Source organism: Bacillus sp. CGMCC 1.60114 (assembly GCF_042676365.1).
GTDB classification, from domain to species: domain Bacteria; phylum Bacillota; class Bacilli; order Bacillales; family Bacillaceae_G; genus Bacillus_A; species Bacillus_A rhizoplanae_A.
Genome location: NZ_JBHTHG010000107.1, coordinates 196963 through 212241, shown reverse-complemented (window position 1 = coordinate 212241; position 15279 = coordinate 196963). Strand labels below are relative to the sequence as shown.

Annotated in this window: 14 protein-coding genes; 11 read left to right on the top strand and 3 right to left on the bottom strand. The window is 35.5% G+C overall.

Annotated elements, in window-relative coordinates; genetic code table 11:
* The first annotated feature begins 99 nt into the window (after window positions 1-99).
* Window positions 100-819, top strand: coding sequence for a class I SAM-dependent methyltransferase (locus ACFQZ1_RS16100; protein WP_377883205.1), 720 nt, complete (start codon window positions 100-102; stop codon window positions 817-819).
* Window positions 820-958: 139 nt separating this feature from the next.
* On the opposite strand, the gene ACFQZ1_RS16095 is transcribed toward ACFQZ1_RS16100, so the two are convergent.
* Complete coding sequence (locus ACFQZ1_RS16095; protein ID WP_377883204.1) at window positions 959-1363, bottom strand: hypothetical protein; 405 nt, start codon at window positions 1361-1363, stop codon at window positions 959-961.
* 177 nt (window positions 1364-1540) lie between these two features.
* Here ACFQZ1_RS16095 and ACFQZ1_RS16090 point away from each other — a divergent pair, with 177 nt between their 5' ends.
* From ACFQZ1_RS16090 to ACFQZ1_RS16070, 5 genes are all read left to right on the top strand, one after another.
* Window positions 1541-1876, top strand: coding sequence for a hypothetical protein (locus ACFQZ1_RS16090; protein WP_377883202.1), 336 nt, complete (start codon window positions 1541-1543; stop codon window positions 1874-1876).
* A 70-nt stretch (window positions 1877-1946) separates the two neighbouring features.
* Window positions 1947-2987: a DmpA family aminopeptidase gene (locus ACFQZ1_RS16085; protein ID WP_377883201.1), complete on the top strand. Its 1041-nt coding sequence runs from the start codon at window positions 1947-1949 to the stop codon at window positions 2985-2987.
* 379 nt (window positions 2988-3366) lie between these two features.
* Window positions 3367-5469 carry a vWA domain-containing protein gene (locus ACFQZ1_RS16080; protein ID WP_377883200.1) on the top strand — a complete coding sequence of 701 codons (2103 nt, stop codon included), beginning with the start codon at window positions 3367-3369 and terminating at the stop codon, window positions 5467-5469.
* Between the two features lie 17 nt (window positions 5470-5486).
* On the top strand, window positions 5487-8849 hold the full coding sequence (locus ACFQZ1_RS16075; protein ID WP_377883199.1) for a tubulin-like doman-containing protein: 3363 nt from the start codon (window positions 5487-5489) through the stop codon (window positions 8847-8849).
* A 56-nt stretch (window positions 8850-8905) separates the two neighbouring features.
* A complete protein-coding gene (locus ACFQZ1_RS16070) occupies window positions 8906-9049 on the top strand; it encodes a phosphonate ABC transporter permease (protein WP_377883198.1) in 144 nt (47 codons plus the stop codon).
* Between the two features lie 660 nt (window positions 9050-9709).
* On the opposite strand, the gene ACFQZ1_RS16065 is transcribed toward ACFQZ1_RS16070, so the two are convergent.
* Window positions 9710-10201, bottom strand: a complete 492-nt coding sequence (locus ACFQZ1_RS16065) for a CarD family transcriptional regulator (protein ID WP_377883197.1) — start codon at window positions 10199-10201, stop codon at window positions 9710-9712.
* A gap of 244 nt (window positions 10202-10445) precedes the next feature.
* Between ACFQZ1_RS16065 and ACFQZ1_RS16060 the strand changes: the two genes are divergently transcribed.
* The 4 genes from ACFQZ1_RS16060 (at window position 10446) to shc (ending at window position 14181) form a co-directional block, all read left to right on the top strand.
* Window positions 10446-10694: a DUF1294 domain-containing protein gene (locus ACFQZ1_RS16060; protein ID WP_377883280.1), complete on the top strand. Its 249-nt coding sequence runs from the start codon at window positions 10446-10448 to the stop codon at window positions 10692-10694.
* A gap of 94 nt (window positions 10695-10788) precedes the next feature.
* The gene (rarD, locus tag ACFQZ1_RS16055) at window positions 10789-11718 is read left to right on the top strand and encodes an EamA family transporter RarD (RefSeq protein WP_377883196.1); all 930 of its coding nucleotides are present in this window, start codon (window positions 10789-10791) and stop codon (window positions 11716-11718) included.
* 78 nt (window positions 11719-11796) lie between these two features.
* A complete protein-coding gene (locus ACFQZ1_RS16050) occupies window positions 11797-12222 on the top strand; it encodes a divergent PAP2 family protein (protein WP_377883194.1) in 426 nt (141 codons plus the stop codon).
* Window positions 12223-12321: 99 nt separating this feature from the next.
* Window positions 12322-14181 (top strand): squalene--hopene cyclase, encoded by a 1860-nt coding sequence (shc, locus tag ACFQZ1_RS16045; RefSeq protein ID WP_377883193.1) that lies wholly within the window; start codon window positions 12322-12324, stop codon window positions 14179-14181.
* Window positions 14182-14201: 20 nt separating this feature from the next.
* Here shc and ACFQZ1_RS16040 read toward each other — a convergent pair whose 3' ends face one another.
* On the bottom strand, window positions 14202-14351 hold the full coding sequence (locus ACFQZ1_RS16040; RefSeq protein ID WP_098309886.1) for a YfhD family protein: 150 nt from the start codon (window positions 14349-14351) through the stop codon (window positions 14202-14204).
* Window positions 14352-14484: 133 nt separating this feature from the next.
* Here ACFQZ1_RS16040 and fabG point away from each other — a divergent pair, with 133 nt between their 5' ends.
* Entirely contained in the window at window positions 14485-15225 is a 741-nt protein-coding gene (fabG, locus tag ACFQZ1_RS16035; RefSeq protein ID WP_377883192.1) for a 3-oxoacyl-ACP reductase FabG, read from the top strand.
* The last annotated feature ends 54 nt before the right edge of the window (window positions 15226-15279 follow it).

The window sequence follows — 15279 nt, the reverse complement described above, 5'->3', positions numbered from 1 at the left end:
TGTATTAAATCCCATTCATTTGGCCTTTACGGGCAGAAATCTTCTATCTGTATATCTTTTTTTATATGCCCGTTAAATGTGAGATAGAAGGAGATGGATATGAAACAATATTCTTATTTAGATTTCCTTGCAGCATTTGGTGTCGGCAGTGCACATCCAGGAGGTTTTACGTTAACAAAGCAATTGTTAGCACAGCTTTCATTAGACCCACATACAAAGTTATTAGAAATTGGTTGTGGAACGGGCAGAACAGCTTCTTATATCGTGAAACAATATGGCTCAATTGTAAGTGCAGTTGAAATGGATCAAACGATGATTGAAAAAGCAAAGAAGAGATGGAATAAGGATGGAGTATATATTGAACCTGTTGCAGGAAAAGTAGAAGAACTGCCGTTTCATGATGAACAGTTTCATATTGTATTGGGAGAGTCTGTTCTTGCTTTTACAAATAAAAAGAAAGCGATAAATGAATGTTATCGTGTATTACAATGTGGTGGGTTTTTGCTTGTCATTGAATTGGTAACCGAGCGACACTTACCAATGCATGAGGAAAATAATATATTAACTTTATATGGAATGGAGGCGTTATTAACAGAGCAAGAATGGATTGCACTCTTTCAACAAGCAAATTTTAAAACAGTACATGTACTTGGAGGCGGAACCATTGCAACAACAATTTCTGCACATGTAGAAGAACAAGAGTGGGATGTATCAGATTTTATTACACAAGATTTGTATAATGCATGGATTGCGCATGAACATATTTTACATCAATACAAGCATATATTAGGACACCGGATTTTTATTTGCCAAAAATAAAGTGAAACTTTGATTAATGGTAAACTTCATTCTCCGTAAAAGTCCGATTGGTTCAACTAACCATCAATGGGGGATGAAAAAAAACGCTGTTAGAAGTTTTATTTTATTAAAAAAAGCCAACAAATATGTTGGCTTTTCTTTAAATAAAAAATAAAGCAGCTAATGAAATACCGAAAATAAATCCAAGACCAAGTTCAACGGCACCAAATCCACCAAATCCACCAAATCCACATCTACAGTCATCAAATCCACATCTACTACATCTATCACGTCTACCACGTCTACCACGTCTACCAGATCTACAGTCATCAAATCCAAATCCACAATGGTTACAGTCACCTAAACCACCGCAGAAATCACAGCCGAAGCTACCACCAAAGCCAAACCCGTGGTCAAATCGCTTGCGATGAACGGGTTCAATCCAAACTGAGTCATTCGTTAGATCAACAATTCTTCCAATATGGATATTGCCTTTATAATCTTCAATACGTACGACTCGCCCATAATATTGCCGGCATGTATGAAAATGTTTATGAGAACTCATATAATTTTGCCCCTTTCTCTTTCCAATATTACGATATGATAAAGGGACAAGAGTGGCTTGTATGTTTGTCTATTCCATCATAATTGCAGTGAAAAACGGGGATGATAAGGAAGGACTGTTTTCTAGTAATGAAAAATGTTACTCCCTGTTAGAGTGAGATAAAAAGGAGAGAAAAAAATGAATCATTCAGATACATTTCAAACGTATGAAGTGTCATGGAATGCATTAACGGATGCACTTCGAAAAGAGATGACACGTCAAGTAGGAGCTGATATTATTGATACCATTGTCTGTGATTTACAAGATGGATTTGAAGTGTATACATATATACAAGGAGATCTTGCGTTTGAGTATAAGGAAGCACTTGAACGAAAATATGGCACAGATAGCAAAATTCCTAACATATTAACGGTATTACTATTAGCCGATATCTATAATGTAAAGGAAAGTAACATTCGTCTTCATGCTGATCACAAAGAAAATCCAGTTGTAGAAGTATACGTAAAACAATGAGTGTGCATATAGATTGCACTCTCATTTTTGTTATAATAAAAGATAGAAAATTAAGAAAAAAGGTGAAAGTATGAAGCGAGTGCGGTTACGTGAACTAGGAGTGAAAGTTGGAAAATATGATGTGGGAAAATGGAATGCCATTACTGATGTTGAAGGTGTTTTAGTGGGGCATGTTACTTTGAAGGAAGAAATGCATATTCGTACTGGTGTTACGGCAATTTTACCGCATAGTGGAAATATATTTCGTGAAAAAGTATTTGCTAGTTCTTATGTTATTAATGGCTTTGGAAAAACGATTGGAACCATTCAAATACAAGAACTTGGTGTACTTGAAAGTCCGATTATGCTGTCCAATACATTTGCAGTTGCTCCGGTATTAGAAGGAACATTACGATATATGCTAGAGCAGAATGAAGAAATTGGTGATACAACTGGAACTGTAAATATTGTTGTTGGAGAGTGTAATGATGGATATTTACATGACATTCGAACGCTTCATGTAAGACCCAAGCACGCAATTGAGGCCATTACAAACGCAAAGAATGGTCCAGTAAAAGAAGGGTGTGTGGGAGCCGGTACAGGAATGGCTTGTTTCGGATATAAAGGCGGAATTGGTACAAGTTCACGCAAAGTAACTTTTACAAAAGAAACGTATACAGTGGGGAGTTTAGTTGTTACGAATTTTGGGAGAAAAGAAGACTTATATATTCGAAATGAGAGCGAGGAAACTATGCCAGATGGCTCTATCATGATTGTTATCGCGACTGATGCACCATTAAGTGATAGACAATTACAGCGCATAGCAAAGCGAGCGACTTTTGGACTTGCAAAGGCAGGTTCTTATGGAGCGCATGGGAGTGGAGATATCGTCATTGCCTTTTCAACAGCAAATCGTATTTCTCATACGCCTACTACTGAATTATTACAATATCAATTTTTACGCGAAGATGGGGAAGAGATTTCTCATATATTTGCGATGACAATTGAAGCTGTAGAAGAGGCAATATGGAATGCTTTATGTATGGCGGAAACGATGGAAGGGAGAGAGAAAAGAAAATTAGAGGCTATATCTTATGAAAATCTAAAAAATATACACTTAAAGTTAAAATAATTAAATTATGTAAACTACGGTAGATTCTAGAGCGAAGTTTTGATTATTACTATTACATATAAACGCTAAGGCATAAATGTCAGTTTTTTATTGCTATGGAGAAACGAATATAATGGAAGTTGGAAAATGACATATTGTATATAGCATAGGAAGTTGAAGTGTACTTCAATGAGAAGTGGCAGAAATATTGGATGAGAAAGAAATTTATGATGGAATTTAAAAGAAAATAAAAAACTGCATAGAATCGGTTTTTTATTAAAATTAGTTTACATAATAATATTATATGCCTATTCGTTTTTCGAAATACAAGTCATATCTTGTATTTCTTCTCATAAGTTTAAACATAGGAATTTGTCTACAAAGGTGGCGAAGCTTCAACATGCATATTCGAATCATAGCCACATCTATTTTGTTTTTACTACTCATATGTATTAGTCCTTTTTCTAGTTTAGCGAAAGGAGAAGAAGCGAGGCAGCGTGTTGTTTCACTTGTATATGATGATTCTGGTAGTATGCGTAATAATGATCGCTGGAAGTATGCAAATTATGCATTACAAAGTTTGATTGCATTGTTAGATGAAAAAGATATGTTTTCTTATGTACCAATGAGTCATCCATCACAAGATATAGCAGTTTCGTTGGAGAATAGTAAGCGGCAAGGGGAGATTGAAAAAATTCAAACATGGAATGAGAGTGCTAATACACCTTTTCAATCGGTGGAAACAGCTATCCAATCTATTAAGAGGCAAGTTCAAGTGAATGCGAATCGTGAGTTTTGGCTTATTATTCTAACAGATGGAGCGTTTAATGAGCTAGAAAAACAAGATGGTAGTGGAAAAAAAAGAATTTCAGAAACGCTCAGTACTTTTAAAAAAGAAATGGAAGAAAAAAACATTTCTTTACATGCAGTATTAATTACAATGGAAGAAAATTTAGGAGTGCAAGAACAAGCGCAAATGAACGTCTTTAAAGATATTTGGAAACAACAGATGAATGGAATCGTATTCCCCACAAGTGGAGAAGATGGTGTTATCCACAGTGTCAACCAAGCGGCTGCCTTAATAGCAAATCGTGATCCATTTTCAACAGTAGAAGAAGCGGTGAAAACAAATATTATAGGAAACAAGATTGAAATTATAACACCATTTCCATTAAAACGAATTACACTTGTTGGTCAATCTTCTCAGAACATACCGTATCGTGTCCAAAATATACAAGGATCACTCAATTTACAGTCGAGATTTTCGATTGAAGCACCGACGGGAATTGGCATATATGGTGGAATTACACATATTATGCCTAAAAACAATGCTGTAATAGAACCAGGGACATACACAGTAGAAATTGATCAAGCGGTGACAAAGGAAAATATGAAAGTACTGGTAGAACCAGCATTAGATTATACCATTTCCATATATGAAAAAGGAAAGGACCAGAAAAAAGAAACAGAACAAATCTATGAAAATCAAACAGCAATTATAGAAGCAAAACCAACAAATGTACCGGTAGATGCTTCATATTTTATTGCTCAAATAGAAATAAATAATCAAATGTATTCGATGAAATGGGATGAGAAACGAAAAGCCTTCTACTATGAAACAAAGGTAGGGAAAGACGCGGTGCATGGAAATGTGCACATGAATATAAAAGGGTTTTATCGCCAAACGAAAGAATTTCGCATTCAATCCGTTCCAAGACCAAAACTATCATTAAAAGTTGTTACAACGAATTATAAAGAAAAAGTAACAAATTTAGAGAATAGCGCACCATTTATTATACAGCCACTGTTAAATGAAGAATCAATGTCAGAAGCAGAAATAAAGGAATTGTTGAAAACAGCTACTATTACATTTCATAAATCTATCAACTATGAGTTAAAACAAAATAGAAATCAAATATATGTATATCCTCGTCCTTATTACTCCAACACATTTAATTTTACAGATACCGGCACCATAGAAGCTACCATCACATTACGAGATCCACAATTACAAGAAGCCAGCAAACAAATTTCGTTGTCTATTATTAATGTCCCTTTTTTAGAGCGTTATGCGACCATTTTTCAGTTCGTTTTACCGTTTAGTATAATCTTATTCATTATTGTAATTCTTGTCATTGGGTGGATAGTTCGTCCGCGTTTTCATCGAAAAGCGCTTATGTATTATGAATGGGATCAATCTATTGCTGAAGATTGGTTATATAAATCTGAACCAGAATCGCTGCGAACGAAATGGTGGAATCATTATTTTGGTATTCCATTTCGAGCGGAGCGGAAAACAGTGCAGTCTGTTACGTTTATTGCAAAAAAAGGATCAAAATCTATATTTGTTACGAGAGATTCTCAGGTACCAGGCATGGTGATCGATGGTATGTTTCTAACAGATGAAGAAGCAGGACGGGAGCATAAAACGTTATATCCGAACGAAATGGTTGTTATTGATCGTGGCTATGGAAAAGAAGTATACAGATATGAATGTGAATAAATAGGAAGGTGGTTGACATGGATTTTCAAGTACCAACAATTTTAATTGGACTTGGAGGAATTGGAAGTACAGTTACGCATGATATTTACCGGAAACTTCCGAAAGAACGTCGTAAAAAAGTAGCGATGCACGTATTTGATACAGATATTAATACATTAAGTCACTTTCAGCATATTCGTAAATTTGTGACACAAACGAGCTCTAGTAAAACACCGCGCGAATATATGGCAGAAGATCCAACGATTCCAGATTGGTTTCCGATTGACCCGACCGTACTAGACAAACCATTAACAGAAGGTGCTGGTCAACTTCGAGTTATTTCTCGATTGGCACTTCGCGCAGCGATGAAGGAAGATAAATTAACAACTTTTTGGCAAGAAATTGAGAAAATTTTCCCCGTAACAAGTGATACAACAGAATATGGTGTGCGCGTTATTATTGTTACATCATTAGCTGGTGGCACAGGTTCCGGTATGTTTTTGCAAATTGCTCTATATTTACGAGAAATGCTTCGGAAAAAGTTGCAACATCACAACATTTTAATTCGCGGTGCTTTTTTACTTCCTGATGTTCTCGTTAAAACACGTACAATAAGTGGCAAAGAATTTGAATCAGTGCAGGCAAACGGGTATGCATCATTAAAAGAATTACATGCAATTACTTTAGGATCCACTGGAGAATTATCACGTCGCGGGGGCGTTACAATTGAGTTAGAATATCGTCCTGATCAAGTGGATGAAGATGGACGCACAAATCATACCATTATGCAGCATCATTTACCATACAATTATTGCTTCTTATATGATTATGAAAATTTACATGGTCATCATTTGCATAGTTTGTCTGATTATATGGAACAAATGACAAATACAATTTATTTACAATTATTTAGTCCGATGTCAACGAGTCATTTTGCACAAGAAGATAATCAAATTCAACAACTTGCTGATTCAAATGGTAAAGCTCGTTATTGCGGAGCAGGAGCTGCAAAACTTATTTATCCATACGAGAATGTTCTTCGTTATTGCGCTTTAAAGTGGGCGGTACAAGGATTAGATGAATCATGGCTTCATTTAGATCGACTTTTTCAAGATAAGAAAAATCGGTATGAGCAAGATGTTCGTCGCGGCATGCAGCGTGAAAAGCCCGATCGAGGGAAAAGTTTTTTAGAAGATTTAGAGCATTTGGCGACTCGTCCAGAACAGGCACATGTATTTTATAAGCAAATGTATTATGAAACACGTGAAGGAGCAGAAAGCGGAAAGATCGGTGTATCAAAATCAAAATTATTTTTAGAAGCAGTAGAAAATTATGTGCAGCGTACGGTACAAAAAGATGAAGAGTTAAATCGTTTGCAGAGAGAGTGTAAAATTTCAGCTGCAAAGCTGAAAATTGCTGAACAAATGAAAGGTGAAGTGGCACGAGTGGACCACGCTGTGCGTTTATATGCATATGCGATACCAAGCCGTGTGCATGAGCATGTAACAACGTTGATATATGATATGATTGAAGCTGATCGATTTACACCAAGCGGCTCAGAGGGACAGTCATATCAGTTGAATACATGGTTTTTAAAGAAAACAGATCCTGTTCACCCTGTGGCTGCACGTTACATGTTATACGAAATTCGTAAATTGTTAATCGAAAAAATGAATCGGTTACATGAAAATAATGAACAAAAGCGCAGTCTTATCCAAAATTATGATAAAAAGTTTAATGTAAGTAATATTGAAGGAACGGTAACAGCTGTTAGACGTGTTGAATTGGCACAACAGCAAAATTGGTTTGGAAAAATGTTTCACAATGAACATCGGACATTTCGAAAAGAATTTCAAGATATTATAACTCAATATATACACAAATTAAATGAATATCGAAAAGAAATGTTATTAGAGCTTGTGTATCAATCTTTATATCAAGCTGTAGATAAAATGATTCAATATTGGGAGCGCTTCTTTGATAATCTACAAGAAACTCGTGAAAATTTATTATTAGACATTCAAAAACGTAGTAAAGAATTTGAAGGGAAAACAAATCCAACAAATGTATATGTATTAGCAGATGAGCGAATGCAGGAAGAAATGTGGAAGGATATTCATCACCATGTAAACAATGGTGTGCTGCCAAAAGAGATATCTGCTGAAATTTACATGAGTTTATATCGTGAATATTGCAAAGGAGCGCAAGCAGAGGAAGGACAATCACAAAAAGTAGAAGATTTTTATCGGAAACATATTTTGACATATTGTGAGCAGGAGTTACAAGATCGCTATCGAGATAAATTAGAATTAAATATTATTGATGCATTGCGGAAAGAAGCGGCTATTCAAAAGCGCGATATGACAGAGTATGTAAGTGAGAAAATTGAAGACTTGCTGCATCTTGCAAGTCCATTTATACCAAAAGTTGCGCATCATCGTGAATTGCAATATTGGGGCATTCATCCGCTCGTTCATCAAGGATTAAATGAGGAAACGTTACAAGAGATGTTCCAGGAAAAAGAAACTGTTGATGCAGCCTTTTCACCGTATGAAATTGTATGTTACCGTGCGCATTATGGATTGTCGCTGCAAGATTTCCCAAAATTGTCGTCTGGACATATTGCAAATGGTTATGTGAATGAAAAGGGAGATTACTTTCAGTCTTACTATCGCCGTGTAAATAAATTAAACGTTCGTAAATCGAATTTAACACCGCATCTTGATAAGTATTGGCACTTACCTGCTTTTATGCCAGACTTAAATGTAACACAAACGAAGCTGGATTATGATAAGTGTAATCGTGCTTTATTGTATGCATATATATATCGTTGGATTAGCCTTGCTGCTGTGGATGGTCAGTTCGTTTACCAATATAACGGAGTGGGCCGAAGTTCTCTTATTCAATCGATGGGAAAAAATGTAACAAATGAAGGATATAAACTGCACCGTGCATTGCTTCATAACCCATTTATATATGAAAATATCATTTCTCGTTTTGAAGAAGAACAGGAAAAAGCATTGCAGCACGGAGGCCATTTATATACACATTCATTTGTATTAGGTGCGCAAGATATAAGGTGGCTTCGAAAAGAACATGTTCATAATATTTTAGATGTTATTTTGATGTACGATAAGGAAGCGAAATATGATCCGACATTAGAAGAAACATCTGATGAATTGTTACGCTTACTTGTTGATGAAATTGAACAATATTTTAAATCTTATTACGGGACTGGAGCGGAAGCAGCAGCAAAAAAAGAAGCGACTTTATTTGTAAAGCAATTATGGAATCGCTCATATGCAAAAGAATTTGTAGATCCAAACAGTGCACCGTATAAGAAATGGTTACATCTTCTTAACGTTCAAATAGAAGAGGAAGACACAAATGCGAATGTTTAGGAAAAGATAGGGAATCCTTAACTTTGGAATTTATTATTTGGAAGAGAGGGATTCCCATGCCGTTTCTTGGAAGTGTATATCAAGTGTTTGGCTTATATTCAGAAATTTATCGTGCGATGATTTGTATGGAGGGAAAAGATAATCAACCTATTGATGAATGTATAAATCGAGATGAAAAAGAAACTGTAGAACAACGATAAAGAACATGCAGTAAATTACTGCATGTTCTTTTCGTTTTCTTATAGTTTTACAACATTCTTAGGTTTTGACCTCTGTTAACTTGTTTGAATGCAATTTACTGTAACATTACTATCATTTGGTACTTCGTACATTCAAATCCTTTTTCGCTATTAAACCATTTTACTGTCTTGATTGTTTTCATATAAAAAACTTTTAAAATATTACTAAAGATGTGTTTCCTATTTATATGAACCGAGCAAATATAAACATATATTTAAATCTGTTATCGTTTTTACGCTAAAATGGAAGATAAGAACAGTAAATGTTCATTATCGTTTTTGAAACCTCAAAACAACGAAAGCCCTACCTCTCTTTCGTCCTTACGGCTCCGATGACCGTGCCAGTATGAATCGGGATATCCAAAAACAATGCTTGGATAAATGAACCTCATCGTATACTTAGAAGTATGAGAATAAAAAGTGGTGAGAATAATTCATTTAGAGGAAAAAGAATTTTTTATTAGAGGGTAATGTTCCTATAATCAAATCGTATTTGTAATCATATCATATTGAGGTACATAAAGCAAAAAAAAACAAAATAGATGTAGGCTATTTTGTCGTTTTAGGTATCTTATATAATTTAAAATCAAGTTCCAAACGGTATTAAAAGGATTTCTTTACCTAGCCGACTTTCGTATTTAACAAATCAATTGCCTGATTTTCAGTAATTCCTTTAATTAAACTTAATTCACTAATTAAAATTTTTTGTGCGTTGTCTAACATTTGTTTTTCACTTGTATTAAGCGCCCTTACTTTATTCCTACGTATTAAGTCGCGAACTACTTCAGCACCTTCTTGCATTTCACCCGTCTTCATTTTCTCCATGTTTTGGGTATATCTTTGCTTCCATGAGAGTGAATCATCTGATTCGCCGTACTGAAAAATAAGTAATACATTTTCTAATGTAAGCTTATCGGCAATTAATCGTATACGTGATTGTATCATTTTTTTCATCGGAATCATTACTTCCATATTACTAATTGGTATTCTTATTACATAATATTTTTGTTTTTCTCCTAGGATTTCTTTTTCTTCTATGGCTTCAATCACACCTGCTCCGTGCATTGGATAAACAATTTTATCGCCAATTTGAAACACATAATCCACCTCCATATGGTAACCTTTCTAAGTTTATCATATATAAGGTGATAAGTAAAATTATTTATAATATCACAAAATAATTATCATAGTCAATATTTTTTTGTTTGATTAGATAAAATCATTGTTACATATTTATAAAACTAAAAAATAAAATGAGTGTATAATAAATTGAACCTCCTATCAGTGGGGCTTACTGTCCGTTAGTGCGGGATAAAAAATTGATTGAAAAAATGTATGAAAGAGGTTTAATAATATGCTGAAATGGGGTTATTTTGTATTTATCAATGTTCTCGCTTTTATGATGATGGGACTAGATAAAAGAAAAGCAAAGAAGAAACTGTGGCGTACGCCGGAGAGTACGTTGTTTTTAGTTGCAGCAGCAGGAGGAGGAATGGGAGCTTGGATTGGGATGTATATGTTTCATCATAAGACACATAAAAATAAATTTGTGTTTGGTATTCCATTTCTTGCGGCTGCGGAGGCGTATATCTTCTGGATATTATAGTAAGGTGGTCCGTGTAAAAAAGTTATGTAGCGGAAAATTGTAAAAAGGTAGAAGGACACTTTATAATGAAGAAAAAAGAAAAGAGGGGAGTCAAATGGAAGCGCAAAAAAAGGGAATCATATATGCGACAAGTGCATATATGATGTGGGGAATTCTTCCGCTTTATTGGAAATTGATAGATGAAGTTCCTGCAGAAGAAATTTTAGCTCATCGCATCGTTTGGGCATTCGCTTTTATGTTACTTGTTTTATTGATTTGCAAACGTTTTGGTCAATTTACCAATGAGCTTGTGCATCTTTTTAAACGTCCTAAATTATTCATGTCATTAACTGTTGCTTCTATATTAATTAGCGGGAACTGGTTTGTGTACATATGGGCTGTTAATCATAATCATGTAATCGAAGCAAGTCTAGGTTATTATATTAATCCGCTTGTAAGTATTTTACTTGGCACGCTCGTTTTAAAAGAAAAACTCAATTTTTGGCAATATATTGCCGTAGGGTTAGCGGCATTTGGGGTTGTAATTTTAACAATTCGCTATGGATCCATTCCGTGGATTGCGATTTCGTTAGCATGTACATTTGGTTTATATGGTTTATCAAAGAAATTATTAGATTATGATTCAATGATTGGACTCACGATGGAAACGATGATTGTAATGCCGATTGCTCTTATATATTTAGGAATGTTAGGTGTTCAAGAAATTGGTTCGTTTGGATCAGTTTCAATTACGTCGACGTTACTTTTAGCTGGTGCGGGTATTGTTACTGCATTACCACTTTTATATTTTGCAAAAGGTACAAAGCTTATTCCGTTATCAATGGTTGGGTTTTTGCAATATATTGCACCGACAATCAGTCTTGTATTAGGAATTTTCGTCTTTCATGAACATTTTACAGTGGCTCATATGATAGCATTTTTCTTTATTTGGATTGCGTTATTTACATTTTCGATAGCGAAAACAAAATTTATGCTAAATAAGCAGCCGAAATTTATAAAAAATAAATCTGCAAAAGTTTCGTAAAACGGCATAGTATTATGTATGCCGTTTTCTTTATAATGTAAGTAAGGATATTCCATTATAAGCGGTGAGGTGCGAATTATGGAAACAATTTTACATAACAACCCATTAATGTCTGCAGTGATTGCTTGGTTCTTAGCACAATTTACAAAAGTTATAATCACTTTAGTAAAAAAGAGAGAATTTGATTTTGCACAGTTTTTCGCTTCTGGCGGAATGCCGAGTTCTCATTCTTCCACTGTCACAGCATTAGCGATAGCAATCGGGATTGAAGAAGGAATGACGAGTTCCGTATTTGCAATTGCGACGATTTTTGCGATTATTGTCATGTATGACGCATCTGGAGTGAGACTTGCTGTAAGTAAACAAGCGAAAATTTTAAATGACTTTTTTCATGGAAGACAAACGGAGTATAAAAAATTGAATGAACTTGTCGGTCATACGCCATATCAAGTTGTTATCGGAGCTCTTTTAGGAATTGTTGTTGCGATTTGGTATTGTTCATAAGCAAAGTGAGGAATGAATCTCACTTTGCTTTTTGTTTTACACATATTTGCGTAAGTTATGGAATATTGTATATGGATTCTGTGAAGAGGGGGGGTATCTATGCTACTACATGACAAAGTGAAATATGAAATGGAGCGACAGGTTACAGCATTACGTACGATGCAACATAGAGATGGAACATGGCGCTTTTGCTTTGAAGGAGCCCCGCTTACGGATTGTATGATGATTCTATTGTTACGCATGTTAAAAAAAGAAAAAGAAATAGAACCCTTTGTAGCAAGACTTACTTCTTTACAAGCAAATGAAGGGACATGGAAGTTGTATGAAGATGAGCTGAATGGCAATCTATCGGCTACAATTCAAGTGTATGCTGCATTGTTAGCTTCTAAACAGTATAAGAAAGAAGATCGTTTTATGCGCCGTGCAGAACAATTTATTCGTGAACAAGGTGGTATTACAAACGCTCACTTTATGACGAAGTTTATGTTAGCCTTACATGGGCAATACGGTTACCCTGCATTATTTCATTTTCCCATGACTTTTTTCTTTTTACCGGATCATGCCCCGTTTAGTATGTATGAATTGAGTAATACTGCTCGTATTCATTTCGTTCCTACGCTCATTTGTATGAATAAGAAATTTGTAATAGAAGAAAATATTATTCCTAATCTTAGTTACATAGTGGGCGCGAATAAATCAAATTGGTTTCATAATAAACGCTCTTCTGTTTTGCAAACAATTTTATCAGAAGGGAAAAAGCTAATTTCTTATCCATATTCTCTTCATCAAAAAGGATATAAAGCAGCGGAACGTTTTATGCTAGAACGTATAGAAGGAAATGGAACACTTTACACTTATGCGAGCGCTACTTTTTATATGATTTATGCTCTCCTTGCTCTCGGTCATTCTATACATTCTCCTATTATTGAGAAAGCTGTATCAGGGATACAGTCGTATATATGGAATACAAAAAATGGTGCCCATTTGCAAAATACACCTTCAACAGTGTGGGATACTGCTCTTTTAAGTTATGCTTTGCAAGAAGCAAATGTGTCAGAAGATGATGCGATGATTGAACGAGCAAATCGTTATTTATTAAAGAAGCAGCATACCTCTTATGGGGATTGGCATGTTCATGCACCCTCTGTGTCTCCTGGTGGATGGGGATTTACCGATACGAATACCATTGTGCCAGATTGTGATGATACATCAGCGGTGCTACGTTCACTTACTTACATTGCAAAGAAAGATAAGAAAGTAAAACAAGCTTGGAATAAAGGGATACAGTGGATTCTTGGGATGCAGAATAAAGATGGAGGCTGGGGAGCGTTTGAGAAGGATGTCGATAAGCATATGTTTGCGCATGTTCCTCTCGATAGTGCAGAAGATATGATTCTTGATCCGTCTACAGCAGATTTAACAGGGAGGGTGCTTGAGTTTTTTGGAACTTATGCGCCAAATAAAATAAGTGCATATGATTTACAACGGGCAATGCAATGGCTCCTCCGTACTCAAGAACAAAATGGTTCTTGGTATGGAAAATGGGGAGTTTGTTACATATATGGTACATGGGCTGCTGTAACAGGTCTGCGAGCAAACGGATTGCCAGCAAATCATCCAACGTTAGAAAAAGCAGCGCGGTGGTTAGAAACGATTCAACATCGTGATGGTGGATGGGGAGAATCGTGTAGAAGTAGTAAAGAAAAGCGGTTTATTTCAATACCTTTTAGTACACCTTCTCAAACGGCATGGGCTTTAGATGCCCTAATCGCTGTACATGATACGGAAACAGCATGTATTCAAAAGGGAATCAATTATTTGTTAGAGCATTCTTTAGAACATATTGAATATCCGACTGGAGCAGGATTGCCTGGGGAGTTTTATATTCGTTATCATAGTTATCATCGCTTATTTCCCTTACTTACCTTTGCACATTATGTGAAAAAATACAAAAAATAAACCGAGAATATGTTCTCGGTTTATTTTTTGTTTGGTTGGTGTTTTTGACGTGCATCTGCAGCATCTGCACGCGCTTGAGCCTCTAAGTCATCTTGGTCAGCGAGTTCTTGAGAAAACTCAACATCAATGCCATCAGATACTTTGTTTTGCTGTAAATTCTTTTTTTTCATCTCACACAATCTCCTTGTGTTAAGCTAAGTTGCAATTATAGTGTGACACAAATAGAGTTTTTTATGCAAAAAAGGAGAATGAAATATATAAGACGAAATATATAGAAAATACATAGAAAAGCGAGGGAGAAGGATGATTTTTTTAGAGGGGAAAACAGCTGTTGTTACAGGTGCAGCACAAGGGATTGGAAAAGAAATTGCACATGTATTTGCCGCTTTAGGAGCGAAAGTATTACTAAGCGATATTAACCAAGAAGCTTTAAACAGTACGACAACACAATTGTTGCAAGAAGGATATGATGTAAGAGCGTATGCTTGTGATGTAAGCAGCCATACAGATGCAAAATCACTAATTGAGTATGCGATTCAAACATACGGTGCATTGCATATTTTAGTAAATAATGCTGGGATTACACGAGATGCAATGTTACATAAAATGGAAAAAACAGCATGGGAGCAAGTATTGCAAGTAAATGTAACGGGTGTATTTAACTGTATGCAACCAGCGCTTTTACATATGCGTAAGCAACAATATGGACGTATTATTAATATTTCTTCTATTAGCTGGCAAGGGAATATAGGTCAAGCCAACTATGCAGCTGCGAAAGCGGGTGTAATTGGGCTTACAAAAACAGCATCAAAAGAAGCAGCCGGATTGGGTGTTACATGTAATGCAATTTGTCCGGGTTTTATGGATACTGATATGACACAAACAATACCGGATGAAGTAAAGGGAAAAATGATTGCTGCAATTCCGGCCGGTCGGATCGGAGCACCGCAAGACATTGCACATGCAGCTGCCTTTTTAGCATCAGACTTCGCTTCCTATATTACTGGAGAAGTACTAAATGTAAGTGGAGGATTACAAGTTTAAAGTGAAACTGGGGGGCTTCATCACAACTGATGAAAAGCTCTCATCTAATCGGAC

Excerpts from the sequence above, each read along its gene's own strand:
- ACFQZ1_RS16100 (WP_377883205.1), top strand. The coding sequence starts at position 100 with ATGAAACAATATTCTTATTTAGATTTCCTTGCAGCATTTGGTGTCGGC.
- ACFQZ1_RS16095 (WP_377883204.1), bottom strand. The coding sequence starts at position 1,363 with ATGAGTTCTCATAAACATTTTCATACATGCCGGCAATATTATGGGCGA.
- ACFQZ1_RS16090 (WP_377883202.1), top strand. The coding sequence starts at position 1,541 with ATGAATCATTCAGATACATTTCAAACGTATGAAGTGTCATGGAATGCA.
- ACFQZ1_RS16085 (WP_377883201.1), top strand. The coding sequence starts at position 1,947 with ATGAAGCGAGTGCGGTTACGTGAACTAGGAGTGAAAGTTGGAAAATAT.
- ACFQZ1_RS16080 (WP_377883200.1), top strand. The coding sequence starts at position 3,367 with ATGCATATTCGAATCATAGCCACATCTATTTTGTTTTTACTACTCATA.
- ACFQZ1_RS16075 (WP_377883199.1), top strand. The coding sequence starts at position 5,487 with ATGGATTTTCAAGTACCAACAATTTTAATTGGACTTGGAGGAATTGGA.
- ACFQZ1_RS16070 (WP_377883198.1), top strand. The coding sequence starts at position 8,906 with ATGCCGTTTCTTGGAAGTGTATATCAAGTGTTTGGCTTATATTCAGAA.
- ACFQZ1_RS16065 (WP_377883197.1), bottom strand. The coding sequence starts at position 10,201 with ATGGAGGTGGATTATGTGTTTCAAATTGGCGATAAAATTGTTTATCCA.
- rarD (WP_377883196.1), top strand. The coding sequence starts at position 10,789 with ATGGAAGCGCAAAAAAAGGGAATCATATATGCGACAAGTGCATATATG.
- ACFQZ1_RS16050 (WP_377883194.1), top strand. The coding sequence starts at position 11,797 with ATGGAAACAATTTTACATAACAACCCATTAATGTCTGCAGTGATTGCT.
- shc (WP_377883193.1), top strand. The coding sequence starts at position 12,322 with ATGCTACTACATGACAAAGTGAAATATGAAATGGAGCGACAGGTTACA.
- ACFQZ1_RS16040 (WP_098309886.1), bottom strand. The coding sequence starts at position 14,351 with ATGAAAAAAAAGAATTTACAGCAAAACAAAGTATCTGATGGCATTGAT.
- fabG (WP_377883192.1), top strand. The coding sequence starts at position 14,485 with ATGATTTTTTTAGAGGGGAAAACAGCTGTTGTTACAGGTGCAGCACAA.